Origin of the sequence: Bacillus sp. ISL-41, assembly GCF_018613235.1 — a bacterium.
In the GTDB taxonomy this organism is placed as follows: domain Bacteria; phylum Bacillota; class Bacilli; order Bacillales; family Cytobacillaceae; genus Mesobacillus.
This window is the reverse complement of sequence record NZ_JAGGQP010000011.1, coordinates 1-20,066: the sequence shown is the minus strand read 5'-3', so window position 1 is coordinate 20,066 and position 20,066 is coordinate 1. Positions and strand designations below refer to the sequence as shown.

Sequence of the window (20,066 nt, the reverse complement as noted above, 5' to 3'; positions counted from 1 at the left end):
TAGATAAACGATTCCGTTAAGTGTAATTTTCATCTCCCCGCAATGATTGTACAAAAGAAGTAAATCACAATTAGATAATTACTTTTTGAGATGCTCTCATATGGGCATCTTTTTATATATATAAGTCTACCCAAAATTTACAAAGTAATACTATCTTATCCAGATAATTTTCTGAAATCAACCACAGAACACCTTAAAATCCACCTTGAATTCACATAAATACACCCTGTTGAACTCTTGGTTCTACTTGAAATTCTTAAAAAGCACCTCAGTAAACTCAAATTCCTGCTTTCTATTCTAAAAAACACCTGAAATTCTCAGGTACAACATTCAATTCAAACATAAATATCAGAAAACATACAGTCCTTTGATGCATATAAAAAAACACCTTAATAAACTTAAAATTCTATCCTTACTATATAAAAACACTTCAGTATACCTAAAATTCTACCTTAAATTCATAAATTAAAGGAATTGAATCTTACAGTGTATACTCTACGCTACTATGACAAAGAGGGTCTTATGCCTTTTGAAGATCGGACACCAAGCGGTACAAGAGTGTTTAAGGATTCAGATATCGAGACTTTAAAATTGTTGAATGTCTGAAATCTACTGGAATGCCAATAACGGAAAATAAAACTTTTTTGAATGGTGTTCTGAGGGGAATCCCACCTTAAAAGAGAGATATGAAATGTTTATGGAACGAAAAGCCAGTGTAGAGGCTCAAATAGAAGAACTAAAGATAACAATGGTACTGATTAATCATAAATGTTGGTATTACAAGACTGCAATAGATGCAGGAACAGAAGATATCATAAAGAGGATAAAATAGGGTTCCTATTAGTAAGTAACAGAAAACTACCTGTTAATGTCTCCACCAATCTCCGAAATCATATTTTCTTGACATTCACTTTATTAATTCCACAGTATCCCCTAATGATTACTTTGTTTTCCATGAAACTACCCATTTGTTTACGCAAATAAAAAAACAATTTAAATTTATCACTTGAGCTAGAGTTAACTCTAGCTCTTATACTAGGCCTTGTATAGAAAATATTCTTTCAAAAATTTCAATTAAAAATTAGAAAGGATGAATCTTAAATGGCTGTAGAAAACAAGGTAGTTGTAATTACAGGAGCAAGTTCAGGAATTGGAGAAGCTACAGCTATGCTGCCAGCTGAGAAAGGTGCAAAAATTTTACTTGGTGCAAGACGAGAAGACCGTTTAAAAGAATTAGCTGACGAAATAATCATAACAAATGGTGGGCAAGCGGTTTATCGTCACAGACGTTGTTAATCCTGATTATAATCAGCAGCTTGTTCCAGCTTTTGCTCGGAAGGATCTAAGAGATGTCCGATGAACTTAGCATGATCAGCCATGATTTTTAAAAAGAAAAGATTTTCTTGAATAATCGTATCAGGTTGGGGTGCTAGTTTTCCTTCGTTAAGCTCTTTTAATCTGTTTGCAAAATATGCAGCTTCTCTGCTAATATGGTCAACCAATAAAGGAAAATTATTTGTTCGGATTTCACAGCGTAAAGTTAATCCTAGCACCTTTCTCTTGTAACTCCAAATGGCAACAGCTGCTTGATAAACCTCATTGTTAAAAGCTTGAATCTGGAGTATATCCGAGTTTACAGAAAACCTTGGCAACTTTTCCTCGATAATGGTTCATCAAAGTTCAGTAAATGAATTAAGCAAAAAGGAAAAAGATGGTATTATGTATATAGGAAAATGTGTTTTCAGTGGAGGGGATAGCATGGACAAGCCATCTGAGATTATTACAATAAGTGACCGTGATATAATTTCAGCCATTCAAGAAAATGGTTGGTACATTGACAAGGTAGAAAAAACGCCAGAAAGATGCTTAGAGGCTGTTAAGCAAGATGGTCGTACATTAAAATCAATCCCTAAAAATTTGCATTCTGTAGACTTGTGTTTTGAGGCTGTTAAACAAAATGCTTCAGCTATAAAATATGTGTCAAAAAAAGTAATGACGAATGAAATTTGTATAGAAGCCGTTAAAAATGATGGAAGTATACTAGCCTACTCCTCATATATTCCTGATGAGTTTCGAACAAAAAAGCTTTATCTTGAGGCAATAAAACAAAACGGCAAAGTCCTTAAATATGTACCCGATAAGTATAAGTCGGAAAGTCTTTGCAGAATAGCAACTGAACAAAATGGTTTAGCGCTAGAATTTGTTCCGAAGAATATACTGTCAAAAGAATTATTCATGTTAGCAGTTGAGCAAAATGGATTAGCCTTGGAATATGTGCCGAGTAAAAACAGAAGCAAAGGATTGTGTAATGTTGCTGTTGATAATAATGCATTGGCGTTAGAGCATGTACCTGACAAATTTAAAAAAGTGGAGCTGTGCAATGTCGCAGTAAAATCCAGCTGGAAAGCTTTCCTTTATGTTCCTGAGAGTATGTATACTTTAAATAATTGCCTTGAAATATTTGAACGGATCTTAAGGGAATGCGACGATTCTTCTGAGATTTCGTATAGTGACCGATCTTATGTTAGAGCGATAGCAAACCGCTTACCAGATGATATAAACAGCGATGTTAAAATCATCAGGTTGGAAAGACAATTACAGGTTCGGGAATTTAAGAGAAAATACTTTGACAAAGAAACACACAGATTTATTACGATAGAAAAAATATGTTATAGAGAAGACGATGAAGTAAAAGAATTCGATTTATTTGTTGATTTTTATAACCATTTAGATGCGGATTTAAAAAATGCCAATCTACATGATTATGATTTTAAAGATGTTAGTCTCGCCAATTTTAAAATTGAAGATGCCTATATTAACAGCGATGTGTTAGTCGAACAATACCTATATGACGATTCTTTTTACGCTGAAAACGTCAAGGATTCTGATTGCAACACAGAGCTTATGATTTCTGCAGAAAATGAGGTAGTAGAAGCTATCTCTGTTCTTCACGATAGCGATTTGGTTTCGGGTGCAACACTAAACGACACTTCTTACAAGATATACTATATTAGTGATATCCACCTCAACCATAAGCTTTTGAATGCATTCCCAACAAATGCTACAGAACTGGAAGTTAAAATGTATATCAGGCAGCTTGTAAAAGAAATGATTGATACCGCTTCAGATAAATCCTACGACGACTACTTATTAATTGCGGGAGATATATCTTTTAACTTTGAAATATCTACTTTGTTTTATACAGAATTAGTCAAATTTTGGAGTCCCAGTCAAATAGTAGTAGTGCTTGGTAATCACGAATTATGGGATTTCAATCGACGCGGAGTCGCACATTCTAATTTGCTTACATTGGATGAAATTATTCTGCAATACCGGGATTTATTTTCAAGTCTAGGCATCCGCTTTTTACAAAATGATTTGCTGCTTTCAGACGGAACGATTATATCAGAAGAACAATTGAAATCCATTGATCATCACGAGTTGAAACATATTTGCTTGAAAAGTCCTTATGTAATACTTGGTGGTTTAGGTTATTCTGGATTAAATTCAAACTTCAACGCCAATCAAGGAATTTACCGGCAAACCATTATGTATTTAGATGAGGACATCAAACACACAAACCAATTTAACTTCATTTACAACAAGGTGAAAAGCGTTTTAGGTAACGATAAAGTAATTATTTTAACTCATACGCCAAAAGAAAACTGGTCGAATGAAGATTACAACCGTAACTGGATATATGTGAACGGACATACTCATCGAAATAACTACTGTTGTGACGAGGAAAAAACTTTTTATTCCGACAATCAAGTTGGATATTATTCTACAAACATAGGTTTAAAGCATTTTAAATTGTCAAAAGTTTATGATATTTTCAAATATTATCCTGACGGAATTTATCCTATTTCAAGAGAGCAATATTTGGACTTTAACCGAGGCGTTAATATTAAAGTAACTTTTAATAGAACAGGCAATATACATATGCTTAAAAACAATAATGTATATTGTTTTATACTTGAAAACCAAAACACAGGGAAAATTTATCTGTTAAATGGTGGGATGATAAATAATTTAGAACATAACGACCTTAATTATTACTTTGAGAGAATGGCGTATTATTCATATGCAATCAGAGGGATATTTAACGATTACAATCAAGCTCTAAAATCCATATCTGATAGTATTAAAAAAATTGGCGGTGCTGGGACAATCCACGGTTGTATTGTTGATATAGATTTCTTTAATCACATTTATCTAAATCCGGAAGACGGAACCGTAACCCCTTATTTTGCACTGTCGATTATTGATAAGTATATTTATCCAGATGTTAAAGCGCTTTTGTTAGATCGAAGAATAGATTTATATAATAATTATTTGAAACTTTTAGACGGAGAGAGCGAGAACGTTAAGCTTTTAAAAGGTGAAATAAGAGCAGGAAGCACTGAAATATCAAGATTTATTCCAGATACTTATATGTATAGACCATCAAGGATAATGAAGTCATTGCAGTACCTGACAGAAGTTAATGTTATAAGGCTTTGGAACGATCGTATTTTCGAATCTGAATATCAAAATAAAAATAAAGCAAAAGATTTGGGTACTAATAACAATGACTCCTTGTTGCTATCCGTTAGACGAAACAGAAGCAATTAACGCCCCTTTTCAGGGGCGTTTCTGCTGCTAAGATATATATTCGACAAATGAAGGAATCTGGAGCTTCCCGCCCTTTGTGTAATTCCGAAATTTTACGCGGCATGTTATTTTGGGTTCAAGGAAGATAAACTTAGTGTTCTCATCATGGATATAATCCCGGTAAGAATCGTATAACCATTTCCTTGCATCTGGATTTATAAACTCCATGACCGCTACCGGTTTTATCTTCCCTTCTTCTTCTAATCCAAGAAGTAAACCGAATTCTTCTTTTTCTGATTCCGGTTACGACAGCATCAGCATATTGGTAATGGATGACTTTGAGCCAGTCGTTCGACCTTTTATTGATCTGGTATTTTGCATCTGCCTTTTTTAAGACAATTCCTTCAAGTCCTTGCTCTTTAATTAGGTTAAAATAATCAGTTCCCCTGCCGTACATCCACTGAACCTTCGTGATTGCCTCTGTAGGCTTCAGAATGGCATCCACAAGCTCTTTACGCTCTACCAAAGGCAACAACTAACAACTGGGTCACTTTCTTTCCTTTGTGGTAAATGACGTCAAATACACAGTATTGGACCATGTGGTGAGACCGACGTGACATATATCGTTCCATCATTTCCATCATGGCTTCAAAATCAGGTTTACCTTGTTTGTCCGTCACAACAATTTGTCCATCCAAAACCATTCCTTTTGGGATTTCTACCTGATGTAGTTCCGAGAACTTTGAAGTCACTTCATTGTTATGCCGAGTGTATAAACGGACTTTATCTTCAAACTTAGTAAGAATGAGCCGGAAGCCATCCAGCTTCAACTCTGTTATATATTTATCATCATCAAATGGATGATCGGATTTGTGCAAAAGCATGGGTGCAACAAACTTAAGAACCACTCAACGTAATAGTAGCATGATAAGACGACCTACTTACCTGGTAATTTTTGATTTAACAATATTGGACAAATAATAAAAAGACAAGAAATTGACCATCTTGTCTTTTCAAACTCTTTTATTTACTTTACAGCATTTTCAAGAAATCTTGTTCACTCACAATCTCGATATTTATTCCTTCATTTATCATTTTTTCAGCTTTTATTAACTTTGAAGATTTATTTCCTTTGATCATAACATCCTCAAAATCGCCTAGTACAATATAATCTGTTTGATTGTTGATTCCGTTTTGAGGTGTTCCGCCCTTTTTCCCTACCAATACTGCAGCTTCTCTTCGTGAAAACACGGACAGTTTTCCTGTGAATACAATGTTCTTCCCGAACAATGGGTGTTCCGGATCTGCTTCATTGCTTACTTCAATTGAACGCAAATCCAACTTTTCTCCATTTCGGCTTACTGCTGGGGAGAAGTAGTTTTCAAGCGATACTTTTCCTGGTTTTATAGATGTTCTTTCATAAACAACATCTAAACTGTGTAATTCATAATTTTTAATTAAGCACATCATCAGTTCAGCACACGCCTTTGCGTCATCAAGGGCGTGGTGATGTTGGTTTAAACTAAGTTGAAAGTGTTGGCACAACGGTTTTATCCCGTAACTCGGAAGGTTAGGGACCAGTCTTTTTGAGAGCTGGTATGAACATAGTAGATTATGATGAACCGGTGTGATTCCATACCGTCTTAAATTGTCACGCAGGGCATACCCGTCAAAAGCCATATTATGAGCGATCAACAGTTTATTTTCGATCCTGCTTTTAATCTTTTCGTAAAACACAGGAAAGGTAAGACCATTTGCTACATCGCTTTCTCTTATTCCATGGATTAGTGTATTATAAGAATCAAATTCTTCCTCCGGATTGATGAGTTCATAAATAGAATCTAAAATCACACCGTTTTCTACAAATACCATTCCAACAGAGCAGATGCTATGACGGTTACGATTGGCAGTTTCAAAATCAAACGCAACGAAATCCATCCCTACACTTACCTCCTTTTTCGGACGAAAATGCCTTGTATAGTATGGATAGGTATTATATCCACGACCATCCGAATCGTTTTGATATTCATGGATTTGTTTTCTTACCAGTTCAATTAATTCCTCTTTCGTTGGTGCAAAGCAGCTTCTGCCAAATCCTACGAAACGCCAGACAAAGGCTTTGCGTTTTTTCACGTTATTGTTTTCATCTACATAATGCTCATAATCATACAGTAAAGTACCTACCCTGTTTTCAATCTGCACAAGTTCATAGGTCATGATTTTTGCATTCTTTTTGTAGTTTTCTTCTTTTTTCGTTAAAAACTGATATGTAGTGACTCCGTTATCAAAAAAATATAACAGCGCGTCTTCTTTTTTCACGTGATAATTGTTTATTCCATCGATACTTGTGACGTACTTACATTCTATTGGACGATGTGGGTCAGGATAATCAAAAAAATAAAGTTTTCCTTCTTTCATTTGTCATCAACCTCCTATACATCGATAATTAGTTCGATATTCCTAATGGAAATACCTGCTAATTTAATAAAAAAATCGTCCTAACTAATAGGACGATTTTTCAATAGTTACTAAAGCTGTGTTATTTCTGATAGCTTCTAATAATCAATAATTTTTTGCAAAGTAATACTCATTAAACACAGCATCATCACCTGGCAAGAAGGTGATTTTTTATACTCTCTCCTTCATCCATATATGTAATTTTTCCCTTCACCCTGTCTAAATCATCAATCTTTAAGCTGTTGTAAATCGTCTGAAGCTTTTCTATAGGGATTACTTCATCAAACAGTTCAATCCGGGCTGCCTCATCTACTAGTTAATTAATTGGTCTAAAGGCTTATTTTTTTAAACTAAACCCCTTTTTAAGTAAGAACACCATCACAATAAAGGTTAGATTCACTTTATAATAGTGTTACCTAAAAAAAGAGCATACAGATTGACAACTGTATGCTCCTTATTAATAGTTATTCGCGCAGGCTGACATTGTTTCTTTTGTTGTTTGCGGGTGGCAGTGAGATTCTGGATCTGGTGCTTTTTCAAGTGCCATCCATTTTCCACGTTTGAATTGGATTACCAATACTATTGCACGAAATGCGATATCGGCTCCGATTGCTATCCATACTCCCGCAAGTCCCCATCCCAGCTTGATTCCGAGGAGGTAAACAAGCACGGTTCGAACAGCCCACATACCGAATCCGGTTAAGTACATTGGAAACTTTGTGTTATTAGCACCCTGGAATGCTCCTGTGAGGACCATTAAAACAGCGAGAAACGGCTGGAAAATACCGGAGATTTTCAATGCGGTTGCTATATCATCGATAACTTGCTGTTCTTCGGTAAAAAAGCTGCCAGCCCAATCACCGAGGAAGAAGAGTAAGGCACCGAGCAGGGTCATCGCTCCTACTGTGAGATAGGTGGATAATTTGGCATAATGCTTGGCTTCTTCAAGATTGCCCGCACCGATTTGCTGGCCAACCAAAATCGTGGCGGCTGTAGCAAATCCATATCCAATCATATAGGAAAATACTTCGACATTGCCGGCAATCTGATGAGCGGCAAATGCATTGGTACCAAGGGCAACGACGAAACCAAAATAGACGATTTGGCCGGCACGCATGACTAGTCTCTCGCCTGCAGCTGGGGCTCCAAGAGTAGTCAATTCCATTAGATGTGTCCTGTCAATACTCCAGTAATCTCTTCTGAAGATAAGGGTTTCTGTTTTATTGACATAGTAAAATAGCGCAATGCTGCCAATTAATCGTGAAATTACGGTTGCAATCCCTGCTCCTACGATGCCCATTTCGGGGATGAATAAAAAACCGAAAATGAGGACATAATCCAAAACTGCATTGACAATATTGATGACAATACTCACCTTCATCGGCGATTTCGTATCGCCTGCTCCCCGCAGGATAGCGCTTAATACAAACATGAAACTCATCACAATCGAAGGTATACCAACAATCCGGAAATACAGGGCACCGGCCTCGAGGACCTCTGCCTCGATTCCCATTAGTTTCAGCAGCGGTTCAGCGAAAATCAAGGTAATGAGCCCTGTTAAAATTCCAAATATAGCAGCAAGGACGATTGATTGCTGTGATATATGCCTTGCTTTTTCCGGAAGTTTAGCACCAATAAAGTTCGCAATCCTTACATTGGCTGCTACCCCAATTGCCATAAATAACGCAAAATAAATCGCTAGGACGGCATTGGTAACCCCTACCGCCGAAACTTCTGCCAGACCGATTTTTGATACAAAGTATGTATCGACAAAACCGAGGATCGTCTGGAAAAAATTTTCGATGACTGCGGGAATAGCAAGCACCGTGATAATTTTCAATCTCCCTTTGTTCGTTTGTGGCATGTCGATTTTCCCCTCAATATCCTTCACAGTTCCACCTCCTTAACTAGAAAATTGAACAATAGCACACATTCATGTGTGCCATTGCCGTTACTGATGCCTTTTACTTGACTTCAACCACAAAAGGAACCGTATAAAGTTGTTGTTTGTACTTGAACTGACCCCAAATTTTATACAATCCACTACGAGGAAAGCTGGTCATATACTCAACATCTGGTCCTTTTGTGTTTTCATCTACTGGATGGACATGGAGAAATTCATTCATATCCTCACTGACAATCACGACATGTCCTGCAGAACCAAGATATGGTTCAAGTTCAGTAATTGGGTTTCCATTCTTATCATTTAGAGTGAAAATCAAACTTATATGCTCATCCACTTTCGCTTCTGGGAGAATTAGCTCGATTATCAGGTCGTCCATCTCCTTTTTCAAAAGCTTGTCGGGAACAACCTCTTCCTTGGTTTCTGAGCCTTTTACGACAAGCTCATGAGAAGCAAGCTGCTGATTTGCCCCCTCCGGCAGGAAATCTGCATAAAATTTATATTCCCCTGCCTTTGGGAAGGTTGTCTTCACCTGAAATCTGCCTTTCCCACGATAATGCGGATGAAGATGCTGGAATACAGATAAATCCTTTTTAATTGCCAGTAGGTGCATTTCTTTTTCATGCACAGCTTGAAAAGTCTCGATAACCTTCCCGGAGAAATCTTTTATGTGAATAAAAATTTCTGTTTGTTGATCCACTTTGACCGTATGAGGGGTTGAGGTCCAATCAACCTGTACTTTTGCTATGTTCTCCTTATGGTCGGTGTGTCCCTGATGGGAGTCCATCATGCTATGTTCTTGATGATGTTCATGACTGTCATGTGGTGTTCGACTGGACTGGCTACTATCTTTAGTCATACTGCTGGTCTGACTGTGGTCATGATTGTTTACAGCACTATGTTCATTTTCAGTATTCATCTCTCGACCTCCAATCAAAATCTATTCTTCCATCATATGACTGAAATGATTCAAGACTTTCTTTTGTTCATCTGGCGTACCCATAGGTGTTACATCTGCTTCAATCTCCTTCAGGAATTCAGTAACCATATTAAGCAGCTGCACTTGCTGAAGTGCCATTTCAATATGAGTCTGTTTGACCTGTGGGTCCTTCATTTTAAGAGCTGAGACGAAGTTATCCTTCGCCATTGCCTCTGTTGAAGCCTTAATCTCCATTGCGATATGCTTGTCCATCAGCTGTGACCCTCTAGATGTAGTTTCGAGCTGCCCCTCCGGAAGCTCATTGAAATCCGGAAGCTTCTCAAAATCACTTTTGTCAGGATCAAGCATATCCATCATGATACGCACATGGCTTCGTAAAATCCCTACCTTAGTATTTAGCAATTCAAGTAATTTTTCTTCTTTTGCTTCTCTTGCCATAAGCTTTACTTTCATTATCATACCGTCATGGGCGGGTAGGTGAGTTGCAATTAACCCTAAGTCAGATGCAGGTAATAGCATATTTTTATTCCTCCTTAATTTTATTTACTTTATAGTTTCTACCACGGGTTTCTCGAATTAAACTCCATAGAAAATGCATATTTGACCCCAGTGAGCAGTATTGTTTGCAATTATAAACCGGCGTTTATAAAATACACAGCGAGGTATTATGTATTCAAAAATAATGTCATGTAAAAGCTAGATAAGTACTAAAGGAGGTAAAAGTGATGAAAAAAATTGTTATGGCCGCACTTATCTTATTGATTCTGCTCATTGTGGGCGGATGGTTTTTTATGAGGGGTTTTGGCGGCATGAATGGCAATATGCCTGGACAAGGGGGAGGAATGATGGATGGTGGTATGATGGGTAACGATAACGGAGAGGTCGAAGATATGAAGAATGACTCATTCGCTGATGGAGGAACCTCTCTTCCCATTCCCCCCATCCTAAAAGACGAGAATCAGGACCCAGGAAAAGCTGAGTTCACTCTTGTTGCCCAAAAAGGATCCATGGAGTTTATAGAAGGCAAACCAACAGATACGTTTGGATATAATGGCGATTACCTAGGACCCGTGATTCGTGTAAAAACTGGAGATGATGTTTCAATAAAAGTAAAAAATGAGATTGATGAAGCAACCACGGTCCATTGGCATGGACTAGAAGTTGACGGCGACCAGGATGGCGGCCCTCATTCCGGCATCCAGCCTGGAACCACGTGGAACCCGCAATTCAAAATTGAACAAAATGCTGCTACTTTATGGTATCATCCCCATCTTCTCCATGAAACTGGCGAACACGTGTATAAAGGACTTGCTGGTCTATTTATAATTGATGATGAAGATAGTGAGAACCTGGATCTGCCTAACGAATATGGGGTGAATGATATCCCATTAATTGTCCAGGATAAACAGCTCGATGAAAACGGTCAGTTTACCTATGATTTGAGCATGCACGATGTCATGATGGGACTGCAGGGAGATACGATTATGGTGAATGGAGCCATTAATCCTTATGTTGAAGTTCCTAAAGGCAAGGTCCGTTTCCGGCTGCTGAATGGCTCTAATGCACGGATTTATCAATTCCAACTGAGCAACAATCAGAAATTTTACCAGATTGGGACAGATGGTGGACTCCTGGAAAAACCCGTAGAAATGGACAAGCTTATTTTAAGTTCTGCAGAACGTGCTGAGTTGATTGTTGATTTTTCAGAAATAGAAGAGGGAGAAACCGTGGAATTGACCGATAAGGGAACTTCATTTATGAAATTCATCGTCACGGGCGAGGAAAAAGGGCCAAATAATGTTCCATCAAAATTGGTTGACATTCCAGATCCAGATGAAACCATGGCTGCACGTACTCGGAAATTCGTCATGTCAGGAATGGGCCGTAATGTCAGCATCAACGGCAAACAGATGGACATGAATCGCATTGACGAGCAACTTAAGCTTCATGATACCGAGATTTGGGAAATTTCGAATGAAGGAATGGGCATGATGGGTAATAATATGGGCATGGCTCATCCGTTCCACGGCCATGGAACCCAATTCCTGATCCTTGATCGTGATGGGAATCCCCCGCCGCCAAATGAACGCGGATGGAAGGATACTATTTTGGTTGCACCTGGAGAAAAAGTCCGAGCAATTGCAACATTTGATCATAAAGGGTTATTCATGTACCATTGCCATATTCTTGAGCATGAAGACGCAGGGATGATGGGGCAATTTAATGTGGAATAGGCAAAAGGCTCCGGTGATTTACCGGAGCCTTTTGGTTGACCCCTGTTTTAGGACTTAACAGGGTTTATGCATATGCCAATAACGTACCTATAACAGAAAGACTGTCGCATTTTAAACGACAGCCTTTCATGCATAGGAAGGAATCTATATTAAAAAGGGGGGGGCCTAGTAATTAAATAATAACGAATCAACGTGCACATAGTGTGCAATTCATATTACACATTTATTACATTTCGTTAAAATTACCAGGTGAATTTTATCCTGTAACAGATATTGTCGCTTTTTATTTGTACCCCATGATTCAATCAAGAAAACCAGATACGGTTCTAATTTATGTATAACATATTTACAAAACAGCTTTTTAAATTTGTGTTAATCTTAATGTCACTTATTCAGAAATAAGGAAATCAGTAAATATAACTATGGCCTGCTTGCCCATTTGCTCCCAGGCCTCCTCAAAACTGCTGTATGGTTCTTTCCTGTTTTTTATTCCCGTGATAGGATCGTTAAAATATATATATTTATCGTCGTAACCAGTAATTAGGACTGAATGTTCTTTGTATGTGATTGATACCGGTCCAGAGGGCGTTATCCATTCTTCAAAAGAAGAGGCCGGCAGCTTCTTATAAGTTGTATTAATGATCACCCATATCGGAAGGTCCAAGGATAAATAGGTTTTAATTTCGGAAAAGTCAGCCCCCGTTATATCCTTTACTTTACCAGGTAAGTATTTTTCTGCTAGCTCAGTTATTGGTCTATGGTAAACACCAAATCCGGGTTTCTTATAGGTATACATATCCCCAATATAGCCATCGTTTGGATGTCCCCAGTAAGTTACACCCTCTCTTTTTTTGAGCAACACTGGATTCTTCTTAATGCCTGAAGCTAATTCCATTTTATCAACATCAATATCATTATATTGAAGCAACATTGCAAGACTAGTTACTTCACATCCTCGTGGAAGTTCCGGAAATTGTTTAACCACCGGTGCGTCAAGAAGCACTTTGTCCTTTATTCTTACAATCACCTTTTCCTTTATTGGACCCTCATTTTCATTCGAATCCTTTATTGAAGTTGCTTGGCCTACAAAATCCCCCCCCAATGCCAACACCTTATCAAGTGATTCACCTCTGTCATAAAAGATAAAAATTGCACCTATTAGGAAAGCAAATATGAGAGTTACCAGAATGATTGCATGACTCAATATTACATTCTTAATCTTTGTACTCCCCCTGCCTGTTAGTTTAGTAACCATGTTATCATTTAATTTAGGAGAATTTATGGAGGGTGTCATTTTCTTATCTTATGGGTATTCTTCACTTAAAACCCCAGATCTCTATGGGCGTCTGGGGGTATGATTTGTGTTTAAGCTACTGAGTAGCAGCACTTTCTTTATATGACTCATCTGCCAATCCTTTACGCCTTCGATACCAGACGAGTGAAAGAGAAAGGCCAATCAAAACCAGTGACAGAACCTGGGCTATTCTTAATCCATCCGTTACCATTAGACTGTCTGTCCTCAATCCCTCCACAAAAAACCTGCCTACTGAATACCAAATGAGATAAGAAAGGAAAACTTCTCCCCGCTTGACTCCGAACTTTCTGATGGCAAGGAGTACAAAAAAACCTGAAAGATTCCATAAAGATTCATACAAAAAGGTTGGGTGGTAATACGCTCCATCTATATACATCTGGTTAATAATCCAGTCTGGAAGCATTAAATCTTCAAGAAAGGTTCTTGTCACCTCTGTTCCATGCGCTTCCTGGTTCATGAAGTTTCCCCATCGACCAATGGCCTGCCCGAGAATAATGCTAGGAGCCGCTATGTCGGCAAGTTGCCAGAAGGAAATGTCTTTTTTTCGCGCATACACTATCGAGGTTGCTACCGCACCGATCAATCCTCCATGGATGGCTATGCCGCCTTCCCAGATTGCTAGAATCTGTCCTGGATTGTCCAAATAGTAATCTAGTTTGAACAAAACATAATATAACCTAGCACTAAGGAGAGAAATCGGGATCGCCCATAGAAGCAGATCTGAAAAGACATCCTGATGTAACCCTCTTCTTTTTACTTCTCTTGTAGCAAGTATCCATCCTAAAATCATCCCAAAGCCAATAATAACGCCGTACCAATAAATAGTGATAGGGCCTAATTCCAAGGCTATTCGATCAATTGGTTCATAATTCCCCATTTATATCACCTCTTCTATGTCATTCTCCACCATCATACATGGAAATCGTGGATTTTTTATGGAGGGACACACAGGATTACCACATTTCCTTTGTTGGGCATTACTGTTAGATAGATTGGTTAATTAGCTATTTATAAATGAAGAAACGGCTGTATGCGGACCGTTTCTTCGAGGGGGGGTAAGGAGTAACCACCCTACATGTTAGCGTATATTTGTGCAATAACTATGGATATTCAATCATTCTTCTCAACTTGGGTTGAACTTTTATTAATACATTTTGGATTTTTTTTATATACATTAACTCGCTGCATACTTTCTTCTCATTTATTCGATACCATAGGTTAATAAAACTTTGTGAACACCACAGAGTAACAATCCTTAATTGGAGTGAGAAGACATGCTAATCAGGAAACTCTATAATAATGGCCAAATCATCATACCGAAGAAAGTAACACATGAGCTGGGAATTGAAGATGGTCAATTGCTTTATATTTATAACGAAAAAGATACTATTGTTATTGAGAAAGACCACGAAGATAAATACTTAAATCAGGCAACACTATATAATGGTAACTTAACGATACCCTGTGAACTACGTAAACTGCTAAACTGGGAAGGAGAAAATCTCCTGGAAATGGAAGTGAACTCCAACAACAAAATCCGCCTTAAGAAAATTTGATTGTAGGTCCACGCTGAGACACTAACGTATTTTAAAAGGAATAATACTTCAGATTCAACCTCGACAGACACAGAAATGACAATTCTACTGTCATGTTCTATACTATGCTTACCCTTTTAGCAGGAATGGCATATCCTATTTATTGGTGAATTTCGCTTTCCTAACACAAATAGTCAATTGAGAATAAGTCGAAAAAAAATTAGTAACACCAAACAAAAAACGGTTCTGTTCTTGAACCGTTTTTTGTTACATAGATCTATTTATTTGGAGAAAGCAACAGTCTTCTCATTATTGACCCCATTAGTCTTTCTTCGGCAACAACTGACAATCCTGCTGATTTAATGTTTGCCATTGTCTCCCGGTTTATATTTGCTCCCCACATTCGCACTGTTACTGGATTCAGTAAATCCATTACAAGTCCTGCCGCCTGGTTTTCGCTTCTCATATGCTCAAGCATAAGAATCTGTCCGTCCGGTTTGCAAACCCTTCTCAGTTCTTCTAGACCCAACACCGGGTCTGGTACAGAGCAAAACACACAGGTAGATACTACCGTATCAAAGCCGTTGTCCGAAAAGGGCAGTTCCTGGATGTCACCCTCAATCAGTTCCATTTTATAAGGCGCATTTAGTTGTGAAGCTTTCTGTTTTGCATACTTTAACATATCGCTGCTGAAATCCACTCCAATCAAGGACTTAATACTACTCGGATAAAAAGATAGGTTCGCCCCAGTACCTACCCCTGCTTCCAGGACATCACCATATGCGCCAGCCAACAAGTCCCTCCTCCAATCTTCTCGAATCATCTTATCCATACTGTCATAAATCTTTGAAACTCGGTTGTATCTTTTTTTAATTTTCTCATTTAATTCCTGTTCCAATGAAACCATCCTCTCTGAATACGGATTAGTGACCATTATACTGGCAAACTGTGCACAAAGAATGAATAAAGGTATTTCTAGTTCCATTTTTGAACCTTTATAATATAATTTTAATGAGGTGAAAAAATTGTGTGTTTCTCATCATAATATCGACCAGGTATCATACTATACCGCCGAACAAATCGTTCAATTCACAGTATATCGCCCGTTGTATATTGAATTGATCGGGGAAGGCAGATTTGCCATTGAAGCAGGCCAACCCTTTCCAGCTGAGAACCACGGAGTGATTTCAAAAATCGCACTGGCTGATAAGGGTGGTAAGCTGTACCGAATTGAGCCAGATGAAATCGGACTCAAGTTTGCTCGCGGGGAAATAGATTACAAAGAATATTTAAATCAACAGAAAAAGGGAAACAGGCAACTGATTGGTCTGACACTAGGACTCATCACTCTATTTGCAACAGCAGGTTGGGGATTTGTTTCGCTTTTCTAAAAGAAGTCATCGTAAAACTGATAAAAAGAAAGCTGCCGTTTGGCAGCTTTCTTTTAGAATAGGTTTTTAGAAATCATTTCATATTCACTTTGAGAAATCTCGCCTTTGACGTAACGCAGTTTAAGAGTTTCAGAAGGAGATTCCTTTTGTAATGAATCTTGTTTCTGCTTTTTGAAAGAGTACATAAGGTCAACAATCAGCTTCCTTGTCATCTTGATCAGTTTGAACAGATCTCCAGTCCTCAATAAATAATAGAAGACTATGGCTGCTAATATAAGAGTAATCACTTCATTCACCTCGATTACTATTTAATCGTTATTAAAATTTGCTGGAATTCTTCTAAGGTAATCTCTCCTCTTGCATACCTTAACTTTGCCATTTCTTCAGCTTCTAATGATTGGATATTCCCCGAATTCGCCTTGGATAAAGACTGGTTTTTCATCAGAAAAAATACTCCAATTGCAATTAGAACAAGGAAAATTAATGTAGACGAGTTAAAGTATGGCATCATTCCAAACTGGGTGAAGCCGGATGGACCGCTATATCCATATCCGTTTAAAAATGAACCCATGTGACCGTTCATCATTTGTCATTACTCCTTTATATTAAATAAGATTTTTCAATTTAACGTATTCTTCTTCGGTAATTTTGCCTGCAGCATACCTCAAATCAATGGTTTGTCTGGCCGAGTTATTATCTGGAACGTGAGTACCCATCTTCCCAAAGAATTTTTGTAAATCGCCTGTTTTGTAAAGGTAAAAACCTATTGCCAAGATCAACAGCGTAAACATTGTTCCATTCCTCCTGAATTTTGGTATTAGGGCCGGAAAACCGGCCCTCGGTAAGATTTTATAAGCCCATGTTCCCCATACCCTGGAAATTCCTGCTGTTAGATGCGCCACCTGTGCCATGCATCCCTTTATACATTTCCTCAATGTCTTTAGTGCTCATATCAGGATGCATTTCCTGCATATAAGGCTTCATTTGTCCAAAGTTGATATTCTGGTCATCCATGAATTTTTGCATATCATCAAAATCTCCTGATTCCATCATCTGATTCATCTCATCGATATTTACACCCTGTTCACCCATGAACTCCTGCATATTTTCAAAGTTGCCCTCACCCATGATGTTAGCCATATTCTTGAAATCAATTCCCTGCTCCTTCATAAAATCAGCAGGATTAACTGCATTTTCCTTCGCGGATGCCATATACAATCCTGTACCTCCTGTTGCGATAAGGGCTGCTGCTAATGCGCCAGTAATAATTGTCTTTTTCATCATAGTAAACACTCCAATTTTATTATTTTTATAAGATTTTTGATGCAACTTTTTATAAAAGATTTGCTTTCATTTGTTCGAATTCTTCGACAGTGATTTCTCCTCTTGCCAACCTGCCCTTGGCAAGATCAATTGCTTGATTGTTCACTGCCTGGAGTGGAAGCGTTTGTTCACTCCTTCTATTCTGGTTGAAAGCCAGATACAGCAGATAGCCGACTGCCAGTAAAACTATTATCATCATCAAGGATCCACCTCCCATCCCGAAGCCTCCAAAGTAACCATACCCAGGTCCCATCATCATTTCCTTCTCTCCTTTCCATTTCTTTATACTTTCATTCTCTTTTAAAAATTTGTAGAAAGTATGAAGCGAAAACTGTTATTTTGAAACAATATCTTTCATCTTTTGGTACTCTTCCGGGGTGATGTCCCCTTGTGCCAGCCGCATCTTCAATTGTTCCATTGCTTTACTAGAATCAGGCAGGTTCGCCTCATCTGATTTCTTCCTGTTCTTCAACAAGTAGATCAGGAGACCAATCAAGAACAAACCAATAAGTAAGCCAATCGGTCCGCACCCAGCTGCTCCAAAACCAGGTCCCATCATGCTAGCCCCTCCTTTCTGGTGATGATGTTTGTTTCTATGCTTTAAATATAAAAGCGAATCATGGAGAAAGTATGTAGAGTGAAAAAATTATAAAGAACATCAAATATAGGAGAATGAATCAATTGTATTTATTGTCCTCACTATTCTGGCTGTTCTCGGAATAACTGAATAACTTACTTTTTGTAATAAAAAAGATGACCGCTACTGGGATGTAATCAACCTCCCTGTTAGCCCCCTCACTCTATCCATTGATCTAGTAGAATATATCCATGTTTATCTAAATGATTTATTTGAACTTCTTTCCCCCTCACTGGGATCGTTGAAAGAACCGCCCAATATATAATAGGCTGGACGAGTTTTGCCAAATTATATTAATGGTTGGACTACAAGCAAGTTATCACCTTGGGCTTACAGATCTACATTAACCATTTTTCTTTCCTGCTACATTGAAGTCATAAGAAGCTAGACCCGTTAAAAAACTAAAGGGTTCCGTTTAGAGGTAGTTTCCTAAAAATACATGCCGAAATGACAGTTGAAGTGCATCGTTATTTGTATAAAAAAAAGTTAAACTCGCCATTCATAATTTAACGGGTTTACTTGTGAGGTGCAAAACGTTAAATCGCACGGCAAATAGCAGGAAATTTCACAACACAAACCACAATATATTTCGCTGGCAAAAAGGCTTAGAGTTATTTTCAACTCTAAGCCTTTTTTGTATTATCTTATTTCGCTAAAGCACCCTTTAGTTTAAGTATAATCCTTCACAATCTCTAAATAAGAAAACTGCTCCAAGGACATATTGAGCAATACCTATTATGCATCGGATAGGTAGTCAATAGCATTTATACTTGAATTTCAATAGTCGGTGAGTAGTTTGATAACACTTCAATCACATCGGCTGGAGTCTTAAATACAAAATGCTCAATATCCTTTTCAGACCATTTCCCCGGTGTTCCTCTCAGGAACCACTTTAGGTATGAAGACTTCCTAACCTTGAAAAGTGCCCATTTTGTATAGAATTCATCACCAAAATTCTTTGATAAATTACGCCAAGTTTCAAAAATATCCCCTTCATCGGTGTTCTTGTAAGATAATACGTGGCTGTCAAAATTTATAATGATCTTTGTATTGGAGTCTTCAGTTTCAAAAACCAAAGTGAGACCATTTTTACCGTCAACTAAACTTTCTAAATAAATTGTCTCTGGAAAGTCCTCAACAGGTTCCCATCTCTCCCACACTTCTTTCATGCCCAAACCTCCTTCCCCTTCTTTTTTAGCTAACCTGCCACGTTTGTTCAATAAGGAATTCAACAAAAAAGGCGGTTAATCCTTCTTGGATCAACGCACCCGATAGTTCAATAAGAATTATTGCTTTTATGCCAATGTTCTTCGGCTTCATATAGATGGTATAAGACCTCATTTGCTACATTTTCATAAATGTTCTCAGTTGCATTTTCTATGTCATACCTGAACCATTGACCACCTTTATCATTCAATCTTAACCTGTCATCGGGATGTAGGTCGTGTGCGGTTACTTTATTTGGCGGAACTTTCTCGCCCCAGGAATGGGTAAAGCCTTCTGGAGAACAAGCAGCAACTTCAATAAAGAATCCTCCACCATACCTGTCAAATTGAAACGTAATTAAATCTATTTTTTCATCGCTGATTCGTCGAAAATGAGGAAAAGAACCTTTAAATCCTTTTTCTCTAAGTTTAGGAACTACAATGCCTTTTAAAGCGGTTATCATTTTATCTCTTCCTGATGACATTTTGCACCTACTTTCTGAATTAACTAAACTCCCTCAATAAATGAAGCC

At 37.9% G+C, this 20,066-nt stretch carries 21 protein-coding genes and 3 pseudogenes; 6 read left to right on the top strand and 18 right to left on the bottom strand.

Annotation, left to right across the window (positions count from 1 at the left end):
* Window positions 1-456: 456 nt before the first annotated feature.
* Window positions 457-832 (top strand): annotated as a pseudogene (locus tag J7I80_RS05225) (MerR family transcriptional regulator).
* 269 nt (window positions 833-1,101) lie between these two features.
* Window positions 1,102-1,321, top strand: a pseudogene (locus J7I80_RS05220) (SDR family oxidoreductase); the annotation flags it as partial.
* Here J7I80_RS05220 and J7I80_RS05215 read toward each other — a convergent pair.
* Window positions 1,296-1,664: pseudogene (locus J7I80_RS05215) on the bottom strand (DUF2935 domain-containing protein); the annotation flags it as partial. The pseudogenes J7I80_RS05220 and J7I80_RS05215 overlap by 26 nt on opposite strands.
* Before the next feature lie 94 nt (window positions 1,665-1,758).
* Here J7I80_RS05215 and J7I80_RS05210 point away from each other — a divergent pair.
* The gene (locus J7I80_RS05210; RefSeq protein ID WP_214736324.1) at window positions 1,759-4,614 is read left to right on the top strand and encodes a DUF4116 domain-containing protein; all 2,856 of its coding nucleotides are present in this window, start codon (window positions 1,759-1,761) and stop codon (window positions 4,612-4,614) included.
* Window positions 4,615-4,756: 142 nt separating this feature from the next.
* Here J7I80_RS05210 and J7I80_RS23245 read toward each other — a convergent pair whose 3' ends face one another.
* From J7I80_RS23245 to J7I80_RS05185, 6 genes are all read right to left on the bottom strand, one after another.
* Window positions 4,757-5,119, bottom strand: coding sequence for an ATP-dependent DNA ligase (locus tag J7I80_RS23245; RefSeq protein WP_251027616.1), 363 nt, complete (start codon window positions 5,117-5,119; stop codon window positions 4,757-4,759).
* Entirely contained in the window at window positions 5,106-5,477 is a 372-nt protein-coding gene (locus tag J7I80_RS23240) for an ATP-dependent DNA ligase (protein WP_251027615.1), read from the bottom strand. Before J7I80_RS23240 ends, J7I80_RS23245 begins: the two co-directional genes overlap by 14 nt.
* A 148-nt stretch (window positions 5,478-5,625) precedes the next feature.
* A complete protein-coding gene (locus tag J7I80_RS05200; RefSeq protein ID WP_251027614.1) occupies window positions 5,626-7,011 on the bottom strand; it encodes an exonuclease domain-containing protein in 1,386 nt (461 codons plus the stop codon).
* A 496-nt stretch (window positions 7,012-7,507) separates the two neighbouring features.
* A complete protein-coding gene (locus tag J7I80_RS05195) occupies window positions 7,508-8,914 on the bottom strand; it encodes an MATE family efflux transporter (RefSeq protein ID WP_214736393.1) in 1,407 nt (468 codons plus the stop codon).
* Between the two features lie 100 nt (window positions 8,915-9,014).
* Window positions 9,015-9,872, bottom strand: coding sequence for a hypothetical protein (locus J7I80_RS05190; protein WP_214736323.1), 858 nt, complete (start codon window positions 9,870-9,872; stop codon window positions 9,015-9,017).
* A gap of 21 nt (window positions 9,873-9,893) precedes the next feature.
* Complete coding sequence (locus J7I80_RS05185; RefSeq protein ID WP_214736322.1) at window positions 9,894-10,412, bottom strand: hypothetical protein; 519 nt, start codon at window positions 10,410-10,412, stop codon at window positions 9,894-9,896.
* A 206-nt stretch (window positions 10,413-10,618) separates the two neighbouring features.
* Here J7I80_RS05185 and J7I80_RS05180 point away from each other — a divergent pair, with 206 nt between their 5' ends.
* A complete protein-coding gene (locus tag J7I80_RS05180) occupies window positions 10,619-12,127 on the top strand; it encodes a multicopper oxidase family protein (protein WP_251027613.1) in 1,509 nt (502 codons plus the stop codon).
* A 388-nt stretch (window positions 12,128-12,515) separates the two neighbouring features.
* Here J7I80_RS05180 and J7I80_RS05175 read toward each other — a convergent pair whose 3' ends face one another.
* On the bottom strand, window positions 12,516-13,331 hold the full coding sequence (locus J7I80_RS05175; RefSeq protein WP_251027612.1) for a C39 family peptidase: 816 nt from the start codon (window positions 13,329-13,331) through the stop codon (window positions 12,516-12,518).
* Between the two features lie 166 nt (window positions 13,332-13,497).
* Window positions 13,498-14,319 (bottom strand): prolipoprotein diacylglyceryl transferase, encoded by an 822-nt coding sequence (lgt, locus tag J7I80_RS05170; protein WP_214736321.1) that lies wholly within the window; start codon window positions 14,317-14,319, stop codon window positions 13,498-13,500.
* A 397-nt stretch (window positions 14,320-14,716) separates the two neighbouring features.
* Between lgt and J7I80_RS05165 the strand changes: the two genes are divergently transcribed.
* Window positions 14,717-14,998 carry an AbrB/MazE/SpoVT family DNA-binding domain-containing protein gene (locus J7I80_RS05165; protein WP_214736320.1) on the top strand — a complete coding sequence of 94 codons (282 nt, stop codon included), beginning with the start codon at window positions 14,717-14,719 and terminating at the stop codon, window positions 14,996-14,998.
* 256 nt (window positions 14,999-15,254) lie between these two features.
* Here J7I80_RS05165 and J7I80_RS05160 read toward each other — a convergent pair whose 3' ends face one another.
* Window positions 15,255-15,884 carry a methyltransferase domain-containing protein gene (locus J7I80_RS05160; RefSeq protein ID WP_214736387.1) on the bottom strand — a complete coding sequence of 210 codons (630 nt, stop codon included), beginning with the start codon at window positions 15,882-15,884 and terminating at the stop codon, window positions 15,255-15,257.
* Between the two features lie 118 nt (window positions 15,885-16,002).
* On the opposite strand from J7I80_RS05160, the gene J7I80_RS05155 reads away from it, so the two are divergent.
* On the top strand, window positions 16,003-16,368 hold the full coding sequence (locus J7I80_RS05155) for a hypothetical protein (RefSeq protein ID WP_214736319.1): 366 nt from the start codon (window positions 16,003-16,005) through the stop codon (window positions 16,366-16,368).
* A gap of 53 nt (window positions 16,369-16,421) precedes the next feature.
* Here J7I80_RS05155 and J7I80_RS05150 read toward each other — a convergent pair whose 3' ends face one another.
* From J7I80_RS05150 to J7I80_RS05115, 8 genes are all read right to left on the bottom strand, one after another.
* Complete coding sequence (locus tag J7I80_RS05150; RefSeq protein ID WP_214736318.1) at window positions 16,422-16,655, bottom strand: SHOCT domain-containing protein; 234 nt, start codon at window positions 16,653-16,655, stop codon at window positions 16,422-16,424.
* Between the two features lie 17 nt (window positions 16,656-16,672).
* Window positions 16,673-16,954 carry an SHOCT domain-containing protein gene (locus J7I80_RS05145; RefSeq protein WP_251027610.1) on the bottom strand — a complete coding sequence of 94 codons (282 nt, stop codon included), beginning with the start codon at window positions 16,952-16,954 and terminating at the stop codon, window positions 16,673-16,675.
* A gap of 19 nt (window positions 16,955-16,973) precedes the next feature.
* Window positions 16,974-17,159 (bottom strand): SHOCT domain-containing protein, encoded by a 186-nt coding sequence (locus tag J7I80_RS05140; RefSeq protein ID WP_214736317.1) that lies wholly within the window; start codon window positions 17,157-17,159, stop codon window positions 16,974-16,976.
* 58 nt (window positions 17,160-17,217) lie between these two features.
* Window positions 17,218-17,652, bottom strand: coding sequence for a hypothetical protein (locus J7I80_RS05135; protein WP_251027609.1), 435 nt, complete (start codon window positions 17,650-17,652; stop codon window positions 17,218-17,220).
* Between the two features lie 49 nt (window positions 17,653-17,701).
* Entirely contained in the window at window positions 17,702-17,950 is a 249-nt protein-coding gene (locus tag J7I80_RS05130) for an SHOCT domain-containing protein (RefSeq protein ID WP_251027608.1), read from the bottom strand.
* Window positions 17,951-18,025: 75 nt separating this feature from the next.
* Complete coding sequence (locus tag J7I80_RS05125; RefSeq protein WP_214736316.1) at window positions 18,026-18,250, bottom strand: SHOCT domain-containing protein; 225 nt, start codon at window positions 18,248-18,250, stop codon at window positions 18,026-18,028.
* Window positions 18,251-19,092: 842 nt separating this feature from the next.
* A complete protein-coding gene (locus tag J7I80_RS05120; RefSeq protein WP_214736315.1) occupies window positions 19,093-19,497 on the bottom strand; it encodes a hypothetical protein in 405 nt (134 codons plus the stop codon).
* A gap of 107 nt (window positions 19,498-19,604) precedes the next feature.
* The gene (locus J7I80_RS05115) at window positions 19,605-20,018 is read right to left on the bottom strand and encodes a DUF4304 domain-containing protein (protein WP_214736314.1); all 414 of its coding nucleotides are present in this window, start codon (window positions 20,016-20,018) and stop codon (window positions 19,605-19,607) included.
* Window positions 20,019-20,066: the final 48 nt, after the last annotated feature.

Excerpts from the sequence above, each read along its gene's own strand:
- J7I80_RS05210 (WP_214736324.1), top strand. The coding sequence starts at position 1,759 with ATGGACAAGCCATCTGAGATTATTACAATAAGTGACCGTGATATAATT.
- J7I80_RS23240 (WP_251027615.1), bottom strand. The coding sequence starts at position 5,477 with ATGCTTTTGCACAAATCCGATCATCCATTTGATGATGATAAATATATA.
- J7I80_RS05200 (WP_251027614.1), bottom strand. The coding sequence starts at position 7,011 with ATGAAAGAAGGAAAACTTTATTTTTTTGATTATCCTGACCCACATCGT.
- J7I80_RS05195 (WP_214736393.1), bottom strand. The coding sequence starts at position 8,914 with ATGCCACAAACGAACAAAGGGAGATTGAAAATTATCACGGTGCTTGCT.
- J7I80_RS05190 (WP_214736323.1), bottom strand. The coding sequence starts at position 9,872 with ATGAATACTGAAAATGAACATAGTGCTGTAAACAATCATGACCACAGT.
- J7I80_RS05185 (WP_214736322.1), bottom strand. The coding sequence starts at position 10,412 with ATGCTATTACCTGCATCTGACTTAGGGTTAATTGCAACTCACCTACCC.
- J7I80_RS05180 (WP_251027613.1), top strand. The coding sequence starts at position 10,619 with ATGAAAAAAATTGTTATGGCCGCACTTATCTTATTGATTCTGCTCATT.
- lgt (WP_214736321.1), bottom strand. The coding sequence starts at position 14,319 with ATGGGGAATTATGAACCAATTGATCGAATAGCCTTGGAATTAGGCCCT.
- J7I80_RS05165 (WP_214736320.1), top strand. The coding sequence starts at position 14,717 with ATGCTAATCAGGAAACTCTATAATAATGGCCAAATCATCATACCGAAG.
- J7I80_RS05160 (WP_214736387.1), bottom strand. The coding sequence starts at position 15,884 with ATGGTTTCATTGGAACAGGAATTAAATGAGAAAATTAAAAAAAGATAC.
- J7I80_RS05145 (WP_251027610.1), bottom strand. The coding sequence starts at position 16,954 with ATGATGAACGGTCACATGGGTTCATTTTTAAACGGATATGGATATAGC.
- J7I80_RS05140 (WP_214736317.1), bottom strand. The coding sequence starts at position 17,159 with ATGTTTACGCTGTTGATCTTGGCAATAGGTTTTTACCTTTACAAAACA.
- J7I80_RS05135 (WP_251027609.1), bottom strand. The coding sequence starts at position 17,652 with ATGATGAAAAAGACAATTATTACTGGCGCATTAGCAGCAGCCCTTATC.
- J7I80_RS05130 (WP_251027608.1), bottom strand. The coding sequence starts at position 17,950 with ATGATGATGGGACCTGGGTATGGTTACTTTGGAGGCTTCGGGATGGGA.
- J7I80_RS05125 (WP_214736316.1), bottom strand. The coding sequence starts at position 18,250 with ATGATGGGACCTGGTTTTGGAGCAGCTGGGTGCGGACCGATTGGCTTA.
- J7I80_RS05120 (WP_214736315.1), bottom strand. The coding sequence starts at position 19,497 with ATGAAAGAAGTGTGGGAGAGATGGGAACCTGTTGAGGACTTTCCAGAG.
- J7I80_RS05115 (WP_214736314.1), bottom strand. The coding sequence starts at position 20,018 with ATGTCATCAGGAAGAGATAAAATGATAACCGCTTTAAAAGGCATTGTA.